Genomic DNA, 17,586 nt, shown 5'->3' on the forward strand with positions numbered 1-17,586 from the left:
CTCAAGCCGCGCGCAGATCGGTCAGGAACGCTTGCACCGCCGCGTCCAGCGCCCCCGCCTCGGCATGAATCCGTTCCGCCAGCCCGCTCATCTCGTGCGCGCTCTGTGTCGCCGAACCCGCGCTGCCGCCGATCGCCGCGACATCGTCCGCGATCAGCGCGCCCGCGCTCACCGTCTCGTCCACGGTCATCGCGATCAGCCGCGTCGTCTCGCTCTGCGTCGCGACCGCATGTTCGACCGTGTCGCACAGCCGAGCCATCGTTGCGATCGCGCGCTCGACCTCGCCATGGCCGTCGGCGACCTGGGCGATGCCGGAGCAGATTTCGGCGACATGCGCGGTGATGCGACCCGCAGCGTGGCTCGCCTGGGTCGCGAGCGCCTTTACCTCGTTCGCGACGACGGTAAAGCCGCGCCCGGCCTCGCCCGCGCGCGCCGCCTCGATCGTCGCGTTGAGCGCGAGCAGGTTCACCTTGCCCGCAATCTCGCCGATCAGTGCGATCACCGCGTCGATCGACCGCGCCGATGCCATCAATTCGCGCATCCGCATGCCCCCATCGCCGACCAGCCCCACCGCATTGTCGGCGGCGGCCTTGGCGCGGGCGGTATCGTCGTTGATCGCGGCAAAGGCATCGGCGAGTATGCGGCCGCGTTCGGCGACGCCGGTCATGCTGAAACTGGTCTGTGCGGCGGCCGAGGCAACGGCGGTTGCGCGATCACCCGTGTCTCCGGCGCGCGTTGCGGTGGCGCGCGCATTCCCGCCGATCCGCTGCGACAAATCGGCCAGCGTCCGCGCGAGCGTCGCCACCTGTCCCTCGAACCGGGCGGAGGCGGCTTCGATCCGTTGTGACCGGTGCATCCGGCCGCGCGCCTGGGCCAGTTCGCGCTCGACCGCCAGGCTCACGATCCGCCGGTTCGCGACGACGGCGAACAGCCGCCCGTTATGCGTCAGCACCATTCCTTCCTGGCCGCTGGCTGCGCGATAGGCGTCCAGTACCGCGCCGATGTCCTGATCCACCTCGGCAGTGGGACAGGGGCGGACATGCGCCGCCAGCCCGCTGCCATAAGCGGGGTTGCGCATCAGCGCATGACCGAACGGGTTGAGCAACAGGCGGCGCACATCCTTTTCGAACAGCGCCCCCACCGTGCGATGCCCGGGATCGACCACCGGGAGCAGCCGCAATTCCATATTGGTCTGGAACATCTCGATCGCGGTGAACAGCGTGTCGCTCTGCCGCAAAAAGGGCGGGGTGCGCTCGGTCGTCGACAGCCAGTCGCGGGTACTGGGCGCATCGGGCTGCGGCTCGGAACTGTCGGACAGGAACATGGGGCTGTCCTAGGAAGGGGACGGTAAATGCGGCGTTAGCCGGGCGTGACACTATGATGACAAATGGCGGTTTTTCGCGGGTTTCGCGTGACTACCCTTCCAGCTCCGCCCGGTGCTGTGCGACCAGCGTCGCCAGCCACTCCGAAAAGGCGGCGACCGGGGCGAAATGCCGCGTCTCTTCATGCGTCACCAGCCAGAAGCTGCGCCGGATCGCGATATCCGGCAACAGACGGGCCAGGTCGGGATCGGCATCGCCGATGAAACAGGGCAGCACCGCGATCCCTGCACCCGCCGCCGCCATGCGATGCTGCGCATTGATGCTCGACGAGCGAAGCTGCGGCGGTGGGGCGCCGGGAATCTCGTCGAGATAGCGCAGCTCGGGCGCATAGAGGATGTCTGGGACGTAACCGATCAGCCGATGGTGGCGCAGCTGGTCGGGCGTCGTCGGTACGGGGTGTCGCTCCAGATAGGCCCGCGCTGCATAGAGGCGCAGGCCGTAATCGGCGAGCTTGCGGGTCAGCAGCGGCCCGCGCCGGGGCCGGGCGAGGAGCACCGCGATATCGGTCTCGCGCCGCGTGGGGTTGAGGAAGCCGCTGCTTGCGACCAGATCGACCGACAGGCCCGGATGCGCGTCGGCCAGCGCGCCGAGATGGCGGCTGACGAACCATGTCCCGAACCCTTCCGATACGCTCGCCCGCACCGTACCGCGCACCGGCCCGCCAGCGTCCCGCTCGCCGATCGCGGCGGCGGCACGCTCCATCGCACGCGCATGGGTCAGCAACCGTTCGCCCGCCGGGGTCAGCGACTGGCCATCCGGCCCCTGTTCGAACAGGCGCTCGCCCACCGCCTGCTCCAGCCGCCGCAGCCTCCGCCCGGCGGTGGTCGCGTCGATCGACAGGCTCTGCGCGGCCTTGGCCAGTTGCCCGGTGCGCGCGATCGCAAGGAAGATGGGAAGGTCGCTCCAGTCCATGACCTGCAAATATGCAGGTGCCGCCTGCATGTCGATGGGTTGCCGGTGGGATGCCCACAGGTGCATCACCCTCTCCAAAGCAGGAGAGGCCCATATGCGCGAGATCACTCATTTCATCGGCGGCGGAGCGACCGCGGGCGCCGGCACGCGCCGGTCGGACATCTTCGATCCCAACAGCGGCACGGTGCAGGCGCAGGTGACACTCGGCGTGCAGGCCGATCTCGACACCGCGATGGCCAAGGCGATGGCCGCGCAGCCCGGCTGGGCCGCCACCAACCCGCAGCGCCGCGCCCGCGTCATGTTCAACTTCAAGGCTTTGGTCGAGCAGAACATGGACGAGCTGGCGCATCTGCTCAGCTCCGAACATGGCAAGGTGATCGCGGATTCGCGCGGCGACGTTCAGCGCGGGCTCGAGGTGATCGAATTCGCCTGCGGCATCCCGCATCTGCTCAAGGGCGAATATACGCAGGGCGCCGGCCCCGGCATCGACGTCTATTCGATGCGCCAGCCGCTCGGCGTGGTCGCGGGGATCACCCCGTTTAACTTCCCGGCGATGATCCCGATGTGGATGTTCGGGGTCGCCATCGCCTGCGGCAATGCCTTCATCCTCAAGCCCAGCGAGCGCGATCCTTCGGTTCCCGTGCGCCTCGCCGAGCTGATGCTCGAAGCCGGCGCGCCCGAGGGCGTGCTGCAGGTCGTGCATGGCGACAAGGAAATGGTCGACGCGATCCTCGACCACCCTGAGATCAAGGCGGTGAGCTTCGTCGGCTCGTCCGACATCGCCCATTATGTCTATCGTCGCGGCGTCGAGGCCGGGAAGCGCGTCCAGGCGATGGGCGGCGCCAAGAACCACGGCATCGTCATGCCCGACGCCGACCTCGACCAGGTGGTCAACGACCTGTCGGGCGCGGCCTTCGGCTCGGCGGGCGAGCGTTGCATGGCGCTTCCCGTGGTCGTGCCGGTGGGCGAAAAAACCGCGATCGCGCTGCGCGAAAAGTTGCTCCCGGCGATCGAGGCGCTGCGTGTCGGCGTCTCGACCGATGCCGAAGCGCATTACGGTCCGGTCGTCACCGCCGCGCACAAGGCGAAGATCGAAAGCTACATCCAGATGGGCGTCGACGAAGGCGCCGAACTCGTCGTCGATGGTCGCGGCTTCACGCTGCAGGGCCATGAGGACGGCTTCTTCGTCGGCCCCACCCTGTTCGATCGCGTGACCCCGCAGATGCGCTCCTATCAGGAGGAGATATTCGGCCCGGTGCTCCAGATGGTGCGCGCCGACAGCTTCGAGGACGCGGTGCGCCTGCCGAGCGAGCACCAGTACGGCAACGGCGTCGCCATCTTCACCCGCAACGGCCATGCCGCGCGCGAATTCGCCGCGCGCGTCAATGTCGGCATGGTCGGCATCAACGTGCCGATCCCGGTGCCGGTCGCCTATCACACCTTTGGCGGGTGGAAGCGCAGCGCGTTCGGCGACACCAATCAGCACGGCATGGAGGGGGTCAAATTCTTCACCAAGGTGAAAACCGTGACCCAGCGCTGGCCGGATGGCGGGGCCAATGGTCTTGGGGGCGACGCGGCGAACGCCTTCGTCATTCCCACCATGGGATGATCGGCATGCGCGCCCGGGTTCGAGAATCCCTTAAGCCCGTGCTAACCATCTTCCCGAGTCTGCGGGGGATGCGGCTTGGTACTGGTGTTCAGGGTTTTGCTGGCGGTTGCGGCGCTCACCTTCATCGCGTGGGCGGCGCCGCTCGCGCTGTCGGCGAGCGAGCCTGAGCGCGTGGACAAGCGCATCGCCATCACCTTCGACGATACCCCGCGCGGAGCGGGCGCCTTCCTGACGCTGGAGGAGCGCGGCCCGCGTCTGATCGCGGCGCTGGAGCAGGCGGGGGTGCGCCAGGCGGCATTCTTCATCAACCCGTGCCGCATCCAGAGCGACCGCGATGGCGCGCTCGTCCGCGCCTATGAAACCGCCGGGCACGTGATGGCCGACCACACCTGCACCCACCCCGGCCTGTCGCGGGTCAGCGCCGAAACTTACCTCGCCGATATCGACAGGTCGCAGGCATGGCTCCGCACCCGCCCGACCTATCGCCCCTGGTTCCGCTTCCCGTTCCTCGACGAGGGCGGGAGCAATCGGGAGAAGGCGCAGGCGGTGCGCGACGGCCTCGCCGCGCGCGGCCTCAGCAATGGCTATGTCACCGCCGACGGCTATGACTGGAATATGGAGCGGCTGACGATCGAAGCGAAACGGGCAGGGCGCACGATCGACATGGCGCGGCTGCGCGATCTCTATGTCGAAACCCATGTCGGCGCCGCCGAGTTCGCCGACAGCCTTGCCGTCCGCGCGACCGGTCGCCATCCGGCACAGGTGCTGCTGCTCCACGAAACCGATCTCGCCGCGCTGTTTCTGCCCGACATGGTGGCGGGGCTGCGCAAGGCGGGTTGGACGATCGTCACCGCGGACGAGGCGTTCGACGACCCCATCGCACGCCGTACGCCGCAGGTCGATTTCGCCAACGGCACCCGCATCCAGATGCTCGCCTGGGAAAAGGGGCTTCAGGGGTCGCGCTGGTACGATCGCACCGACGGCCCCACCGCCGACCGGCTGTTCGAGGCACGCGTGATGCGCCCGCCCATCGCCACCGGAGCCGCCGCGCAGTGAAGCTGGTCACCGCCCTGATCGCCTGCCTTCTGCTCGCGCTCCCCGCCACCGCGCAAAAGCGGATCGCGCTCAGCTTCGACGACGCGCCGCGCGGTGCGGGCGCGTTCCTCGATCCCGATACGCGCGCGAAGAAGCTCACCGCCGCGCTGCGCAAGGCGGGGGTCAAGCAGGCGGTGTTCTTCGTGAACCCCGGCACTATCGGCCAGCCCGGCCATGGCGACGGCCTCGCCAATCTCGATCGCTATGTGAAAGCGGGCCATGTCCTCGCCAATCACGGCTGGTCGCACCTCAAGCTCGCCAGCACCGAGACGCAAGCCTATCTCGCCGATCTCGACCGCGCCGAAGCCTGGCTCAAACCGCGCCCCGGCTATCGCCCGTGGTTCCGCTTCCCGTTCCTCGACGAAGGCGGCAAGGACAAGGCCAAGCGCGACGCGATCCGCGCAGGGCTGAAGGCGCGCGGGCTGACCAACGGCTATGTCACCGCCGAATCTTCCGACTGGAATATCGAAGCGCTGGCGATCGCCGCGAAACAGGCGGGCAAGAACATCGACATGAAGGCGCTGCGCGACCTCTATGTCGAAAGCCATGTCGAGGCGGCGGAGTTCTACGACGCGCTCGCGTTGAAGACGCTCGGCCGCTCCCCCGCCCATGTCATGCTGCTCCATGAAACCGACATCGCCGCGCTGTTCATCGGCGATCTCGTCAAGGCGCTGAAGGCAAAGGGCTGGACCATCGTCACCGCGGACCAGGCCTATGCCGACCCGCTCCGCGACGCCGCACCCGACACGCCGCACGCGCAAGGCACGTTGATCGAGGCGCTGGCATGGGAGAAGGGCCTCCCCGCGCCCCGCTGGTACGACCGCAACGACCTGCGCATCGCCAACCCCCTGTTCGCGCGGCGCGTGCTGGGGGAGGGGGAGTGAGCGCGCTACATCGGCTCCTGACGCCCGGCGAGTTCGTCTTCCACCACCCGCTGTTGCGGCGATCCATAGCGGGGTTTTGTGTCCTTCACCGAACAGTTGTCCGAACCCTCGCACATGCTGACGGCCAGTCCGTTGAGCGTTCTGCCGGTTTCGCAAGCGCCGAGCAGAAGCAGGGGGGCGGCAAGAAGCAAGCGAAACATTCAATCCTCCGATTCGATAAACTTGTCGGATCGCGTGACGCTATCGACAGTTCAAACGACAGATTGTGACCAGACAATGACCGACCAGCAATTCGAACTCACCCCCCAATTCGACCTGACCGAAGACCAGCGCGCGATTCAGGAGATGGCGCAGCGCTTCACCGCCGATGCGATCACCCCGCATGCGGCGGAGTGGGACGAGAAGCACATCTTCCCGCGTGACACGGTGAAGGCCGCCGCCGAACTCGGCTTCGGCGCGATCTATGTGTCGGAGGAAAGCGGCGGGATCGGCCTCGGCCGGCTCGAATCCGCGCTGATCATGGAGGCGATGGCCTATGGCTGCCCGGCGACCAGCGCCTTCATCTCGATCCACAACATGGCCGCGTGGATGATCGACCGCTTCGGCTCGCAGGCGGTGAAGGACAAGTACCTCCCGCAACTCGTCACCGCCGACTGGCTGGCCAGCTATTGCCTGACCGAACCGTCCTCCGGCTCCGACGCCGCCGCACTCAAGACCACGGCAAAGCGCGACGGCGACGATTTCATCGTCAACGGCAGCAAGCAATTCATCTCCGGCGCGGGCGAGAACGAACTCTACGTCACCATGGTCCGCACCGGCGTGGACGGTCCCAAGGGAATCTCCTGCCTAGCGATCGAAAAGGACATGGCGGGCGTCAGTTTCGGCGCGAACGAGCGCAAGCTCGGTTGGCATGCGCAGCCGACGCGACAGGTGATGTTCGACAATGTCCGCGTGCCGGTCGAAAACCTGATCGGCGCCGAGGGTGAGGGCTTCCGCATCGCGATGATGGGCCTCGACGGCGGCCGTCTCAACATCGGCGCCTGCTCATTGGGCGGCGCGCAGCGCTGCCTCGATGAAGCAATTGTCTATACAAAAGACCGCAAGCAGTTCGGCAGCGCGGTGGCGGATTTCCAGAACACCCAGTTCACCCTCGCCGACATGGCGACCGAGCTCGAGGCGGCGCGCGCTCTGCTCTACCTCGCCGCGGCGAAGGTCACCGCCAACGCGCCCGACAAGACCAAGTTCGCCGCGATGGCCAAGCGCTTCGCCACCGACACCGGCTCATCGGTGGTCGACCGCGCGCTCCAGCTGCATGGCGGCTACGGCTATCTCATGGATTACCCGATCGAACGCTTCTGGCGCGATCTGCGGGTGCATTCGATCCTCGAAGGCACCAATCAGGTCATGCGAATGATCGTAGGACGGGAGCTGACGCGGCAATGAACGATGTACTGATTTCGACCGAGGGCAAGGTCGGCCGCATCCGGCTGAACCGGCCCAGGGCGATCCACGCGCTCACCACCGGCATGTGCGAATCGGTCCTCGCCGCTCTTACCAACTGGCGCGAAGACACTGCGGTCGACGCGGTGATGATCGACCATGCCGACGGGCGCGGTTTTTGCGCGGGCGGCGACATTCGGATGCTCGCGGAAAGCGGCGCCGACGATGGGGCGGCGGCGCGCGACTTCTTCCGCGCCGAATATCGCATGAACCATGCGCTGTTCACCTATGTGAAGCCGATCGTCGCCTTCATGGACGGTATCACGATGGGCGGCGGCGTGGGCATCAGCCAGCCCGCGCGCTACCGCGTCGCGACCGAGAATACCAAGTTCGCAATGCCCGAAACCGGTATCGGCCTGTTCCCCGATGTCGGCGGCGGCTGGTATCTCTCGCGCCTCGCGGGGCGCGTCGGCCAGTATCTCGCGGTCACGGGCCACCGCCTCGACGGCGCCGAATGCCTCGCGCTCGGCCTCGCCAGCCACTATCTCCCTTCGGAGACGCTGGACGCGGCCAAGGCGCAGATTCTCGCCGATCCGCAGGCGATCGACACGCTGCTCGACGGACTGTCCGTGGCGCCGCCGCCAGCGAAGATCGAGGCGCACCGCACCGACATCGACCGGCTGTTCGCCTCCGACACGCTGGAGGACATTCTTGCCGCGCTCGCCAGCGACGGTGGGGAGTGGGCCGCGCAGCAGCTGATGACACTGAACGGCAAGTCGCCGCAATCGATGAAGGTCAGCCTCAAGCTGCTCCTCGACGGCGCGACCATGCCGACCTTCGAGGACGAGATGCGCCAGGAGTTCGCAGTTGCCACCCGCGTCGTCCAGCGCCACGACTTCATCGAGGGCGTCCGCGCGCTGATCGTCGACAAGGACAACGCCCCGCGCTGGAACCCCGCAACGCCCAATGGCGTCAGCGACCACCTGATCGACCAGATCTTCGCGCCGCTGCCCGAAAACGCGGCGTGGACGCCGCACTAACCGTCATCCCAGCGAACGCTGGGGTCTCTTGCCGCACAAGACCCCAGCTTCCGCTGGGGTGACGAACAGGAAGCCAGATGACCGACTATCAAACGATCCTCGTCGAACAACGCGACGCCGTCACGCTGGTGACGCTCAACCGCCCGCAGGCGCTCAACGCTCTGAACAGCGAAGTCCTGTCCGAACTGCTCGACGCGATGGCCGCGTTCGACGCCGACCCCTCGCAGCGCTGCGCCGTCCTCACCGGCAGTGAAAAGGCGTTCGCCGCGGGCGCGGACATCAAGGAGATGCAGGCGCAGGGCTTTGCCGACATGTACGGTCACAACTTCTTCGCCGGCTGGGACCGGTTCACCCGCACGCGCAAGCCGATCATCGCCGCGGTGTCCGGCTTCGCGCTCGGCGGCGGGTGCGAGCTGGCGATGATGTGCGACTTCATCCTCGCCGCCGATACCGCCAAATTCGGCCAGCCCGAAATCAAGCTTGCGGTCGCCCCCGGCATGGGCGGATCGCAGCGCCTGACCCGCGCAGTGGGCAAGGCCAAGGCGATGGAACTATGCCTGACCGGTCGCATGATGGGCGCCGAGGAAGCCGAGCGCGCCGGTCTCGTCAGCCGCATCGTCCCCGCAGCCGAGCTGCTCGACGAGGCACTCAAGACCGCCGCGACCATCGCCGCGATGGCCCCGCTCGCGGTGCTGGCGAACAAGGAAATGGTCAATGCCGCATTCGAAACCGGCCTCGCCCAGGGCGTCCAGTTCGAACGTCGCCTGTTCCACGGCCTGTTCGGGTCACAGGATCAGAAGGAGGGCATGGCCGCCTTCGTCGAAAAGCGCCCGGGCAACTGGACGGGGAAGTGAGTGCAACTTCCCTCTCCCGTCGGGAGAGGGTTGCGCAGACTTGGCAGCTTGCTGCCTAGTCGTAGCTGGGTGAGGGGATCCCGCTATCGAGGGCGGGTCCCCTCATCCAACCTCCGCTAGGCGCTGAAGCGCCAAGCTGCGGTATCCTTCTCCCTCCGGAGAAGGTTTGAGAGGATGATACATGGCACGCATCGGATTTATCGGTCTCGGCAATATGGGCGGCGGCATGGCCGCGAACCTGGCAAAGGCGGGGCATGACGTCCGCGCCTTCGACCTCAGCGAAGACGCGCTCGCCCGCGCCAAGGCGGCGGGATGCCTGCCGGTCGAAAGCGCGGCGGCTGCCGCAAAGGGTGCCGAGGCCGTCATCACCATGCTCCCCGCGGGCAAACATGTCGCTCAGGTCTATGAAGACAGCGTGTTCGGCGCGGCCGACACCGGCGCGATCCTGATCGACTGCTCGACCATCGACGTCGACACCGCGCGCCGCGTCGCCGATGCGGCGGGGGCCAAGGGGTTGCTTGCGGTCGACGCCCCCGTCTCGGGCGGGATCGCCGCAGCGAGCGCCGGAACCCTCACCTTCATGGTCGGCGGCGGCGACACCGCCTTCGAACGCGCCGAGCCCTTCCTGTCGGACATGGGCAAGGCGGTGATCCATGCCGGCGGCAATGGCGCGGGGCAGGCATCGAAGATCTGCAACAACATGCTGCTCGGCGCGACGATGATCGCCACCTGTGAAGCGATGCTGCTCGCGCAGAAGCTCGGGCTCGACCCGCAGACCTTCTACGACATCGCCTCGGTCTCGTCCGGCTCCTGTTGGTCGCTCAACACCTATGCGCCGATGCCAGGCGTCGGTCCGCAATCGCCCGCCGACAATGACTATCAGGGCGGCTTCGCGGCCGGGCTGATGCTCAAGGATCTCAAGCTCGCGATGGAGGCGGCGGGCACCGTCCATGCCGACACCCCGATGGGCCAGCGCGCCGCCGAACTCTATGCGAAATTCGCGGATGAGGGGAATGCGGGCATGGATTTCTCCGGCATCATCAAGATGCTGGAGCGGTAAAACCTTATCCGCGCGCGGACCTGTTCCCCGGCGAAGGCCGGGGTCCAGGATCGGCGGATTCGAGACGGCGCGATTCAGCCAACAAATCTACCGCGACTGGACCCCGGCCTTCGCCGGGGAGCGAGCTTCGTTCCTACTGGCAGCTCGACCCAGGCCCAGCATCCAGGTCCAGGCACCGCCCGTCGATCTCGTCGCTGTCCACCGCCAGCCCGATCACACTCGCCAGCGTCGGCAGGATGTCCACCGTCTCCACCCCATTGGGCTGTTCGAACGGCGCCATCCCCTTGCGCCAGAACAGGATCGGCACGCGCCGATCGTAATCCCAGATGCTGCCATGTGTCGCGACCGATCCGCCGGGGACGGGGATCGGCGTGATCCGCGGCTTCAGCACGACATAGAAATCGCCCGACCGCCCGGGATAATAGGATGCCCGCACCCGCTGGAGCAATGTCCAGCTTTCCGGCGGGCCGCTCGGGCTGGCCGTCGCCATGATCTCCGCCCCGCTGAACACCGCTGCAACCTGAGGATGCGCGCGATAGGCGTTCATCGCCGCGTCCATCACCTTGGCCCGCTGTTCAGGGGGAAGCGCCGGGTCGACATAGATGTCCCCGAAATTTCCGCCCCATAGCAATCGCTGTTCGCCCAGCCCCAGCTTCGCCGCGACCGTCTTGCCCATCGCGCGCGCGGTCAGCACGCCTTCGGCCCGTGCCGCTTCCGGCAGGCCGTGCATCCGGTTGCGCTCGGGCAGGTCGTGGCCGCCATGATCGGCGGTGAGCACCAGCTGATAGTCCACCCCGCTCGCGTCGAGCAGCTTGAAGAAATCGCCCAGGTCGCGGTCGAGGCTGGCGAGCTGCAGGCACATCTCCGTACCCTGCGTGCCATAGCCATGGCCGACATAATCGGTTGCCGATGCGCCGACGATCAGCAGGTCGGTCGCCGTGCCGCGCCCCAGTTTCATCTGTTCGAATTGCGCTGCCGCCAATGCCAGCACCGCCCCGTCCATCTCGGGCGAGGCGCGAAAGGCGCGCGCATCGCCCGCCTCGCGTGCAAAGCGCCCCGTGCCGACGGTGCGGCTCCCGGCGGTGACGGCGATGTCCTTGGGCTTGCAGAAATCGGGCAGTTCCAGCGCGGGCTGGGCGAGCGCGATCCGCGCCGCGATTGCCGCATTGGCGCGCGCGACCAGTGGCGTCTCGGGCGTCCCCGCATAGCTGACAAATCCCTTGCCGCCCCACCACCAGGTCTGGTCGGCGGTCTTGCCGCCCATCATCACCGCCGCGCGATCCTTGCCCGCGACCGACACCACGCGCGTGGCCGGATTTGCCGCCTTCATCCGGTCGCCCAGCGTCGGGACCATCAGATGGACGGGTGAGACAGTGTAGCGATCCGAGCTGCTGTCCGGAACGCGCTCATCCTCGGCGCAATAGATGGTCTTGTCCTTGCGCGGTGTCTTCAGGTCCATCCAGTCGTTGGCGACGATCCCCGTGCGCGCCGGGCGGCTGCCGGTCAGGATCGTCGAATGGCCGGGGCAGGTCTCGGTCGCGGCATGGCTTTGGTAGCCCGAGGGAAATACTCCGCCGCGCGCCAGCCGCGCCAGCCCGCCGGTGAAATATTGGCGATATTCCGCGAACAGGTCGGCGGAGAACTGGTCGACCGAAATTGCCACGATCAGCTTGGGCGGGGTTGCGGGGGCGGGGGCGGGTGCCACATCCTGCGCCAGAGCGGGCGTGGCGATGAGCATGGCAGTGGCGAGCAATCGAGCGAGCATGAACCCTCCGGCATGGCAAAGTTGGCCGCGCCCGCTATGTTCGCTCCTTCCCGGTACGGCAAGGATGCGTAATGCGCAGATTCGGTTTCGCGTTGATGACCTGGCTGCTCGCGCTCGCGGCGCTCCCCGCGCTCGCCCAGCCCGCAGCGCAGGACAATCTCTCGGTCGAGCTGATCGCCGAAACCGATACGCCCGCGCCCGGCAGCACGGTCACGGTCGCCTTCGTCGCGAAGCCCGACCCCGGCTGGCACGGCTATTGGAAGAACCCGGGCGATGCCGGTCTCGATACCCGGCTCGACTGGACGCTGCCGCAGGGCGTTACCGCAGGCGAGCTGCGTTACCCGGTCCCGACGCGCCTGCTGATCGCCGGGATCATGAACTATGTGTACAAGGGCAGCTATACCCAGCTGACCACGCTTAACATCCCTGCCGGGCTCGCCCCGGGCACCGCGCTGCCGATCAGCGTGCGCGCCGATTACCTCGTCTGCACCGACGAAATCTGCGTCCCCGAAACCGAAAATCTGACGATGCAACTCACCGTCGGCGATGGCAGCATCACCCCCGAGCGCCGCGCCCGTTTCGACCAATGGCGCCGCACCTTTCCCAAGCCGCTCGGCAGCGAGGCGAAGTTCGCGGTTGCGGACGGAATGCTGCGCGTCGCAATCCCCTTCCCCGCGAATGTGCCGCTCGGCAAGGACGCCTATTTCTTCCCCCAGACGCTCGACGCGATGACCTATGCCGAGCCGCAGAAGATCACCCGCGACGGAGATACGCTGCTGATCGAGGCAAAGGCGGGGATCACCGTCCCCGACCGCCTCGAAGGCGTGCTCGCGACCGGCGACCGTGAAGGCTTCGCGCTCACCGCCGTCCCCGGCACGGTGAGCGCCGCCACGAGCGGGGCAGGGGGTGCCGCGATCGACTGGTCCGCCGCCTTGCTCGCGCTGGGCGGCGCGCTGCTCGGCGGGCTGATCCTCAACATCATGCCCTGCGTCTTCCCGATCCTCAGCCTGAAAGCGCTGAGCCTCGCCAAAAGCGGCACCAGCGAGGCCCATGCCCGCGCCGAAGCGCTGGCCTATACCACAGGCGTCGTTCTCGTCGTCGTCGCGCTCGGCGGCCTGATGCTCGCCCTGCGCGCGGGCGGCGCCAGCGTCGGCTGGGCGTTCCAGCTCACCGATCCGCGCGTCATCCTGTTCCTGCTGCTCCTCGTTCTCGGCATCGCGCTCAACCTTGCCGGGCTGTTCGAGCTGATGACCCCCAAATTCGCCGGACGCCTTGCCAGCGGTGGCAGCGGCGGTGCCTTCATGACCGGCGCGCTCGCCGCGTTCATCGCCACGCCGTGCACCGGTCCGTTCATGGGCGTCGCGCTCGGCGCGGCGCTGGTGCTGCCCTGGTATATCGCGCTGCTGATCTTCCTCGGCCTCGGCCTCGGCCTCGCCTTGCCGTTCCTGCTTCTCGGCTTCGTCCCCGCATTGCGCCGGATGCTGCCCAAGCCGGGCGCGTGGATGGATATGTTCCGCAAGATCCTGTCGATCCCGATGTTCCTCACCGCCATTGCGCTCGCCTGGGTGCTGGGCGGGCTTAAGGGCGTCAACGGCATGGCCGTCGGGCTGATCGTCGCGCTCGCGCTTGCGGTGGCGCTGTGGATCGCCGGACGACGACAGGCACGCGGCACCGGCACCGGCCCTGCATGGGCTGCCGCCGCGCTCGTCACCCTCGCCGGCATCTGGGCGGTCGCCGCGATCGAAAAGCCCGCCGCCGCACAGGCAAGCACCGGCGCCCAGCCCTTCAGCGAAGCCCGCCTCGCGGACCTTCGCGCCCGGAACAAGCCCGTCTTCGCCTATTTCACCGCCGACTGGTGCGTCACCTGCAAGGTCAACGAAAAGGGCGCGATCGAGACCGATGCGGTGCGCGACGCCTTTGCCAGGGGCGGCGTCACCGTCCTTGTCGGCGACTGGACCGATGGCGACCCTGCGCTCGGCCGCTTCATCGAACGCCATAACCGCGCGGGCGTACCGCTCTACCTCTGGTACCCGGCCGGCGCGACCGAGCCCCAGGTCTTGCCCCAGTTGCTCACACAGGGCATGTTGACCGGGCTGACGGGGGGTAAATAACCGCAGATCAAGGAGATGAGCCGATGCACCGACTGATCCCGATTGCCGCCGCGACGCTTGCGGCCCTTGCCATCCCCGCCGCCGCGCAACAGGCCAACGGCCAGAAGGCGACCGATTTCAAACTGACCGACGCCACCGGCAAGACCGTCCAGCTCAGCGATTTCAAGGGCAAGACCGTGGTGCTGGAGTGGAACAACCCCGGCTGCCCCTTCGTCCAGCGGCATTATGAAGGAAATATGCAAAAGACCCAGGCCGCGGCAAAGGCCGGCGGCGTCGTGTGGCTGACCATCAACTCGGGCGCCCCGGGGAAGCAGGGCCATATGACCGGCGCCGAAGCGCAGAAATGGGTCGGCGAGAAGAAGGCCACGCCTGCCCATTACCTGCTCGATCCCAAGGGCGTGGTGGGCAAGGGCTATGCCGCCAAGACCACCCCGCACATGTACATCATCGATGCTGCGGGTGTGCTGCGCTACCAGGGCGGCATTGACGACAAACCCGCCGCCCGCGTCGAGGAAATGGGAGCGGCCCGCAACCACGTCCTCGCCGCGCTCAATGAGATGAAGGCCGGCAAACCCGTCTCGGTCGCGCAATCGACGCCCTATGGCTGCTCGGTCAAATATGCCGGGTGAGGTGAGCTTTCCTTCCCTGTGATAGGGGGCAGGGAAGGAGAGAAGGCCGGGGGAAACCCCGGCCTTTTTTGTTGGAGGGGAGGGGCCCGCCGTCGCAGGCGGTGGTGGCGGGGTGGCCGCGCAGACGGCCGAAAGCCGCTCGACAAAACACCGCCCTCTACGGGGCAGCCCCACCGTCAGCGCTGCGCGCTGCCACCTACTTGCGGGCAGCGAGGAACAATCGCTACTCCCCGCCAAATCGCTCCCACAATTTAGGATAGCGTTTGGCAAGGTCGGCGGGGTCCTCGCTGAACGCCGCGCCGCTCGGCTCGTTGTCGTAAGCCATGTCCGCGATCACCGGCATGTCATTCCAATCTCGCCCGGTTTTCTCCTGCCACGCTTCACGCGCGACGTATGCGAACTCTTCAAATTCATAATCGCCTCCACCACCCGGAGCCAACAGGTCAGCTAAGCTGTCGGGGCTGGCGACTACTTTATCGAAGACGGACCGACCCTTTGATATCAACCAGCAACGAAAATACTCGAAGCCATCGTCTGATGCGCCGCCATTTGCCAGATAAGCAGCACCCCACAAGTCCCACGAATATGACCGGCGCATCGTTTCATCAAAAATGCGCTCAAAATCTGCAATTTGCGAAGCGGATAAGCGGCTAAGGGATGCTCGCAAATCAGCCAGTTGAGCGTCGGGATCTGCCTCCAACGCCGCAGAATGATCTACTAAAGCCCAGAAACTCTCTTGGGTAAGAGGGCCTGATCCTACCACCAGGGGAGCAGGCGTGCCGTCACTCGGTCGGGCCTCAGTCACCCCGCCACCAAATGCGCGGACGGCCAAGAAGATAAGGCTGGCTAGCAGAAGCCCCCAGATGATCATCGTTTTCAAGCCGCTCTCCTTCCCTCGATTTACCTGCATGAAAGTGGGTCAGGTTTGCAACGACCGGTTCGTGGAATCCTGCCGACGGCACGAGCCGGGAATGGGCCGTAAGTCGTCAGTCCGAACAGAGTCGTTCCGTGTAATTTTGCATAAGACATGTTGGATTTTTCATGGTTTGTTCCGAGCATGTCCTCATCTTTCTTTTTCGTCCAGCCCGCGCCCTCGCGTCGCGGAGGCGCGGTCGGCTCGATCCAATCGCCTGACAGTCGCCTCACCGTCGCGCAGGCGTCGCGTCCCAGTCGCATTCCCATCCCAAATCCGTCGCGTCGCAGTCGCATCGCCCCAAGACACCCCCTTTTTTTGTCAGCTTCGTCTGTCAGCCCAGCACCTCACCCCCTTGTGCAACGCAGCAAAGCATTGCAGCATGGAACTTGTCGCACCGTTCGACACTTGGGAGGCTTGATGGGGAAAGGCCGCGCGTTCGACGAGATCTGGGGTCATGGCGGGCCGGATGCGCCGCGTCCCGACTTTGCCGAACTGTCGCGCTGGATGGCCGAAACGCCCCATGCCGAACTCAACCGTCGCCAGCAGGCTGCAGAAGCCACCTTCCGCCAGCTCGGCATCACCTTCGCCGTCTATGGCGAGAGCGAAGCGAGCGAACGCATCATCCCGTTCGACATCGTGCCCCGCATCTTCCTGCACGACGAATGGCAGCGCCTGTCCGAGGGGCTGGTCCAGCGGGTCGAGGCGATCAACGCCTTTCTCCAGGACATTTACGGCGAGCGCCGCATCCTCAAGGAAGGCGTGCTGCCCCCCGAACTGGTGCTGCTCAACCCGCAATTCCGGCCCGAAGTGGCGGGGATCCGGCCGCCGCACGATGTCTGGGCGCATATCTGCGGGATCGATCTCGTCCGCACCGGCCCCGACGAATTCTTCGTGCTCGAGGATAATGCCCGCACCCCGTCGGGCGTGTCCTACATGCTCGAAAACCGCGAGGCGATGATCCGGCTGTGCCCCGAACTGTTCCGCAGCTTCCGGGTCGCTGCGGTGGACAGCTATAGCGACATGCTGCGCGAAACCATGCGCTCGGTGGCGCCCGAACGCAGCGGTACCACCCCCGTCTGCGTCGTGCTGACCCCGGGGCACTTCAACTCGGCCTATTACGAACACAGCTTCCTTGCCGACACGATGGGGGTGGAGCTGGTCGAGGCGGCCGACCTGCTGGTCGATGACGACATCGTCTATATGCAGACCATCGCCGGGCGGGTGCGGGTCGACGTCATCTACCGCCGCATCGACGACGATTTCCTCGATCCGCTGGTCTTCCGCCCGGATTCGATGCTGGGCGTGCCCGGCATCATGTCGGCGTATCGTGCGGGCAATGTCGCGCTGATCAACGCGCCGGGCAACGGCATCGCCGACGACAAGGCGATCTACAGCTACATGCCGGAGATCGTGAAATTCTACTCGGGCGCCGAAGCCAAACTGCCCAATGTCGAGACCTGGCGCTGCCGCGAACCGCAGGCGCTGAAATACGTCCTCGACCATCTCGATGAGGTGGTGGTGAAGCTGGTCGACGGATCGGGCGGTTATGGAATGCTGGTCGGTCCGACCGCGAGCAAGGCGGAGATTGAGGCGTTTCGCGCCGCGCTGATCGCCGAACCGCATCGTTATATCGCCCAGCCGACGCTGGCCTTGTCCACCGTGCCGACGCTGACCGAGAGCGGCCTCGCCCCGCGCCATGTCGATTTCCGCCCCTTCGTCCTCACCGGCTCCGACGGCGTCCGCGTCGTTCCCGGCGGCCTGACCCGCGTCGCGCTTAAGGAAGGATCGCTGGTCGTCAATTCCAGTCAGGGCGGCGGGACCAAGGACAGTTTCGTCCTGCTGCCAAAGGGGCAGAGCCAGCAGCAGACGCAGGTGCAATCCTGATGCGG

The 17,586-nt window shown here is 66.5% G+C and carries 15 protein-coding genes; 10 read left to right on the forward strand and 5 right to left on the reverse strand.

What is annotated here, in order from left to right:
• Position 1: 1 nt before the first annotated feature.
• Positions 2-1,324 (reverse strand): methyl-accepting chemotaxis protein, encoded by a 1,323-nt coding sequence (locus tag FPZ54_RS00875; RefSeq protein WP_145844287.1) that lies wholly within the window; start codon positions 1,322-1,324, stop codon positions 2-4.
• 91 nt (positions 1,325-1,415) lie between these two features.
• Positions 1,416-2,324 (reverse strand): LysR family transcriptional regulator, encoded by a 909-nt coding sequence (locus tag FPZ54_RS00880; protein ID WP_145849503.1) that lies wholly within the window; start codon positions 2,322-2,324, stop codon positions 1,416-1,418.
• Between the two features lie 64 nt (positions 2,325-2,388).
• Between FPZ54_RS00880 and FPZ54_RS00885 the strand changes: the two genes are divergently transcribed.
• From FPZ54_RS00885 to FPZ54_RS00895, 3 genes are all read left to right on the forward strand, one after another.
• On the forward strand, positions 2,389-3,903 hold the full coding sequence (locus FPZ54_RS00885) for a CoA-acylating methylmalonate-semialdehyde dehydrogenase (protein ID WP_145844288.1): 1,515 nt from the start codon (positions 2,389-2,391) through the stop codon (positions 3,901-3,903).
• Between the two features lie 84 nt (positions 3,904-3,987).
• Positions 3,988-4,959, forward strand: a complete 972-nt coding sequence (locus FPZ54_RS00890; protein WP_186456859.1) for a polysaccharide deacetylase family protein — start codon at positions 3,988-3,990, stop codon at positions 4,957-4,959.
• Positions 4,956-5,882 carry a polysaccharide deacetylase family protein gene (locus FPZ54_RS00895; RefSeq protein WP_145844291.1) on the forward strand — a complete coding sequence of 309 codons (927 nt, stop codon included), beginning with the start codon at positions 4,956-4,958 and terminating at the stop codon, positions 5,880-5,882. The genes FPZ54_RS00890 and FPZ54_RS00895 overlap by 4 nt, the downstream gene beginning before the upstream one ends.
• A gap of 5 nt (positions 5,883-5,887) precedes the next feature.
• Here the strand turns inward: FPZ54_RS00895 and FPZ54_RS00900 are convergent, their stop codons facing one another.
• Positions 5,888-6,082, reverse strand: coding sequence for a hypothetical protein (locus FPZ54_RS00900; protein WP_145844293.1), 195 nt, complete (start codon positions 6,080-6,082; stop codon positions 5,888-5,890).
• 76 nt (positions 6,083-6,158) lie between these two features.
• Between FPZ54_RS00900 and FPZ54_RS00905 the strand changes: the two genes are divergently transcribed.
• The 4 genes from FPZ54_RS00905 to mmsB all read left to right on the forward strand — a co-directional run bounded on the left by FPZ54_RS00905 (position 6,159) and on the right by mmsB (position 10,276).
• The gene (locus FPZ54_RS00905) at positions 6,159-7,325 is read left to right on the forward strand and encodes an acyl-CoA dehydrogenase family protein (protein ID WP_145844295.1); all 1,167 of its coding nucleotides are present in this window, start codon (positions 6,159-6,161) and stop codon (positions 7,323-7,325) included.
• A complete protein-coding gene (locus tag FPZ54_RS00910) occupies positions 7,322-8,362 on the forward strand; it encodes an enoyl-CoA hydratase/isomerase family protein (RefSeq protein ID WP_145844296.1) in 1,041 nt (346 codons plus the stop codon). The genes FPZ54_RS00905 and FPZ54_RS00910 overlap by 4 nt, the downstream gene beginning before the upstream one ends.
• 77 nt (positions 8,363-8,439) lie before the next feature.
• Entirely contained in the window at positions 8,440-9,216 is a 777-nt protein-coding gene (locus FPZ54_RS00915) for an enoyl-CoA hydratase (RefSeq protein WP_145844297.1), read from the forward strand.
• A 181-nt stretch (positions 9,217-9,397) separates the two neighbouring features.
• Positions 9,398-10,276 carry a 3-hydroxyisobutyrate dehydrogenase gene (gene mmsB / locus FPZ54_RS00920; protein ID WP_145844299.1) on the forward strand — a complete coding sequence of 293 codons (879 nt, stop codon included), beginning with the start codon at positions 9,398-9,400 and terminating at the stop codon, positions 10,274-10,276.
• A gap of 133 nt (positions 10,277-10,409) precedes the next feature.
• Here mmsB and FPZ54_RS00925 read toward each other — a convergent pair whose 3' ends face one another.
• A complete protein-coding gene (locus FPZ54_RS00925; protein ID WP_145844300.1) occupies positions 10,410-12,041 on the reverse strand; it encodes an alkaline phosphatase family protein in 1,632 nt (543 codons plus the stop codon).
• A 71-nt stretch (positions 12,042-12,112) separates the two neighbouring features.
• Between FPZ54_RS00925 and FPZ54_RS00930 the strand changes: the two genes are divergently transcribed.
• The gene (locus FPZ54_RS00930) at positions 12,113-14,152 is read left to right on the forward strand and encodes a protein-disulfide reductase DsbD family protein (RefSeq protein WP_145844302.1); all 2,040 of its coding nucleotides are present in this window, start codon (positions 12,113-12,115) and stop codon (positions 14,150-14,152) included.
• Between the two features lie 23 nt (positions 14,153-14,175).
• Positions 14,176-14,781: a thioredoxin family protein gene (locus tag FPZ54_RS00935; RefSeq protein WP_145844303.1), complete on the forward strand. Its 606-nt coding sequence runs from the start codon at positions 14,176-14,178 to the stop codon at positions 14,779-14,781.
• A gap of 223 nt (positions 14,782-15,004) precedes the next feature.
• On the opposite strand, the gene FPZ54_RS00940 is transcribed toward FPZ54_RS00935, so the two are convergent.
• Positions 15,005-15,652 (reverse strand): DUF4240 domain-containing protein, encoded by a 648-nt coding sequence (locus tag FPZ54_RS00940; protein WP_239019841.1) that lies wholly within the window; start codon positions 15,650-15,652, stop codon positions 15,005-15,007.
• 462 nt (positions 15,653-16,114) lie between these two features.
• On the opposite strand from FPZ54_RS00940, the gene FPZ54_RS00945 reads away from it, so the two are divergent.
• Positions 16,115-17,581, forward strand: coding sequence for a circularly permuted type 2 ATP-grasp protein (locus FPZ54_RS00945; protein ID WP_145844306.1), 1,467 nt, complete (start codon positions 16,115-16,117; stop codon positions 17,579-17,581).
• Positions 17,582-17,586 lie beyond the last annotated feature (5 nt).

Source organism: Sphingomonas suaedae, from assembly GCF_007833215.1.
In the GTDB taxonomy this organism is placed as follows: domain Bacteria; phylum Pseudomonadota; class Alphaproteobacteria; order Sphingomonadales; family Sphingomonadaceae; genus Sphingomonas; species Sphingomonas suaedae.

Coding starts and splice junctions, on each gene's coding strand:
- FPZ54_RS00875 (WP_145844287.1), bottom strand. CDS start 1,324: ATGTTCCTGTCCGACAGTTCCGAGCCGCAGCCCGATGCGCCCAGTACC.
- FPZ54_RS00880 (WP_145849503.1), bottom strand. CDS start 2,324: ATGCAGGCGGCACCTGCATATTTGCAGGTCATGGACTGGAGCGACCTT.
- FPZ54_RS00885 (WP_145844288.1), top strand. CDS start 2,389: ATGCGCGAGATCACTCATTTCATCGGCGGCGGAGCGACCGCGGGCGCC.
- FPZ54_RS00900 (WP_145844293.1), bottom strand. CDS start 6,082: ATGTTTCGCTTGCTTCTTGCCGCCCCCCTGCTTCTGCTCGGCGCTTGC.
- FPZ54_RS00905 (WP_145844295.1), top strand. CDS start 6,159: ATGACCGACCAGCAATTCGAACTCACCCCCCAATTCGACCTGACCGAA.
- FPZ54_RS00910 (WP_145844296.1), top strand. CDS start 7,322: ATGAACGATGTACTGATTTCGACCGAGGGCAAGGTCGGCCGCATCCGG.
- FPZ54_RS00915 (WP_145844297.1), top strand. CDS start 8,440: ATGACCGACTATCAAACGATCCTCGTCGAACAACGCGACGCCGTCACG.
- mmsB (WP_145844299.1), top strand. CDS start 9,398: ATGGCACGCATCGGATTTATCGGTCTCGGCAATATGGGCGGCGGCATG.
- FPZ54_RS00925 (WP_145844300.1), bottom strand. CDS start 12,041: ATGCTCGCTCGATTGCTCGCCACTGCCATGCTCATCGCCACGCCCGCT.
- FPZ54_RS00930 (WP_145844302.1), top strand. CDS start 12,113: ATGCGCAGATTCGGTTTCGCGTTGATGACCTGGCTGCTCGCGCTCGCG.
- FPZ54_RS00935 (WP_145844303.1), top strand. CDS start 14,176: ATGCACCGACTGATCCCGATTGCCGCCGCGACGCTTGCGGCCCTTGCC.
- FPZ54_RS00940 (WP_239019841.1), bottom strand. CDS start 15,652: ATGATCATCTGGGGGCTTCTGCTAGCCAGCCTTATCTTCTTGGCCGTC.
- FPZ54_RS00945 (WP_145844306.1), top strand. CDS start 16,115: ATGGGGAAAGGCCGCGCGTTCGACGAGATCTGGGGTCATGGCGGGCCG.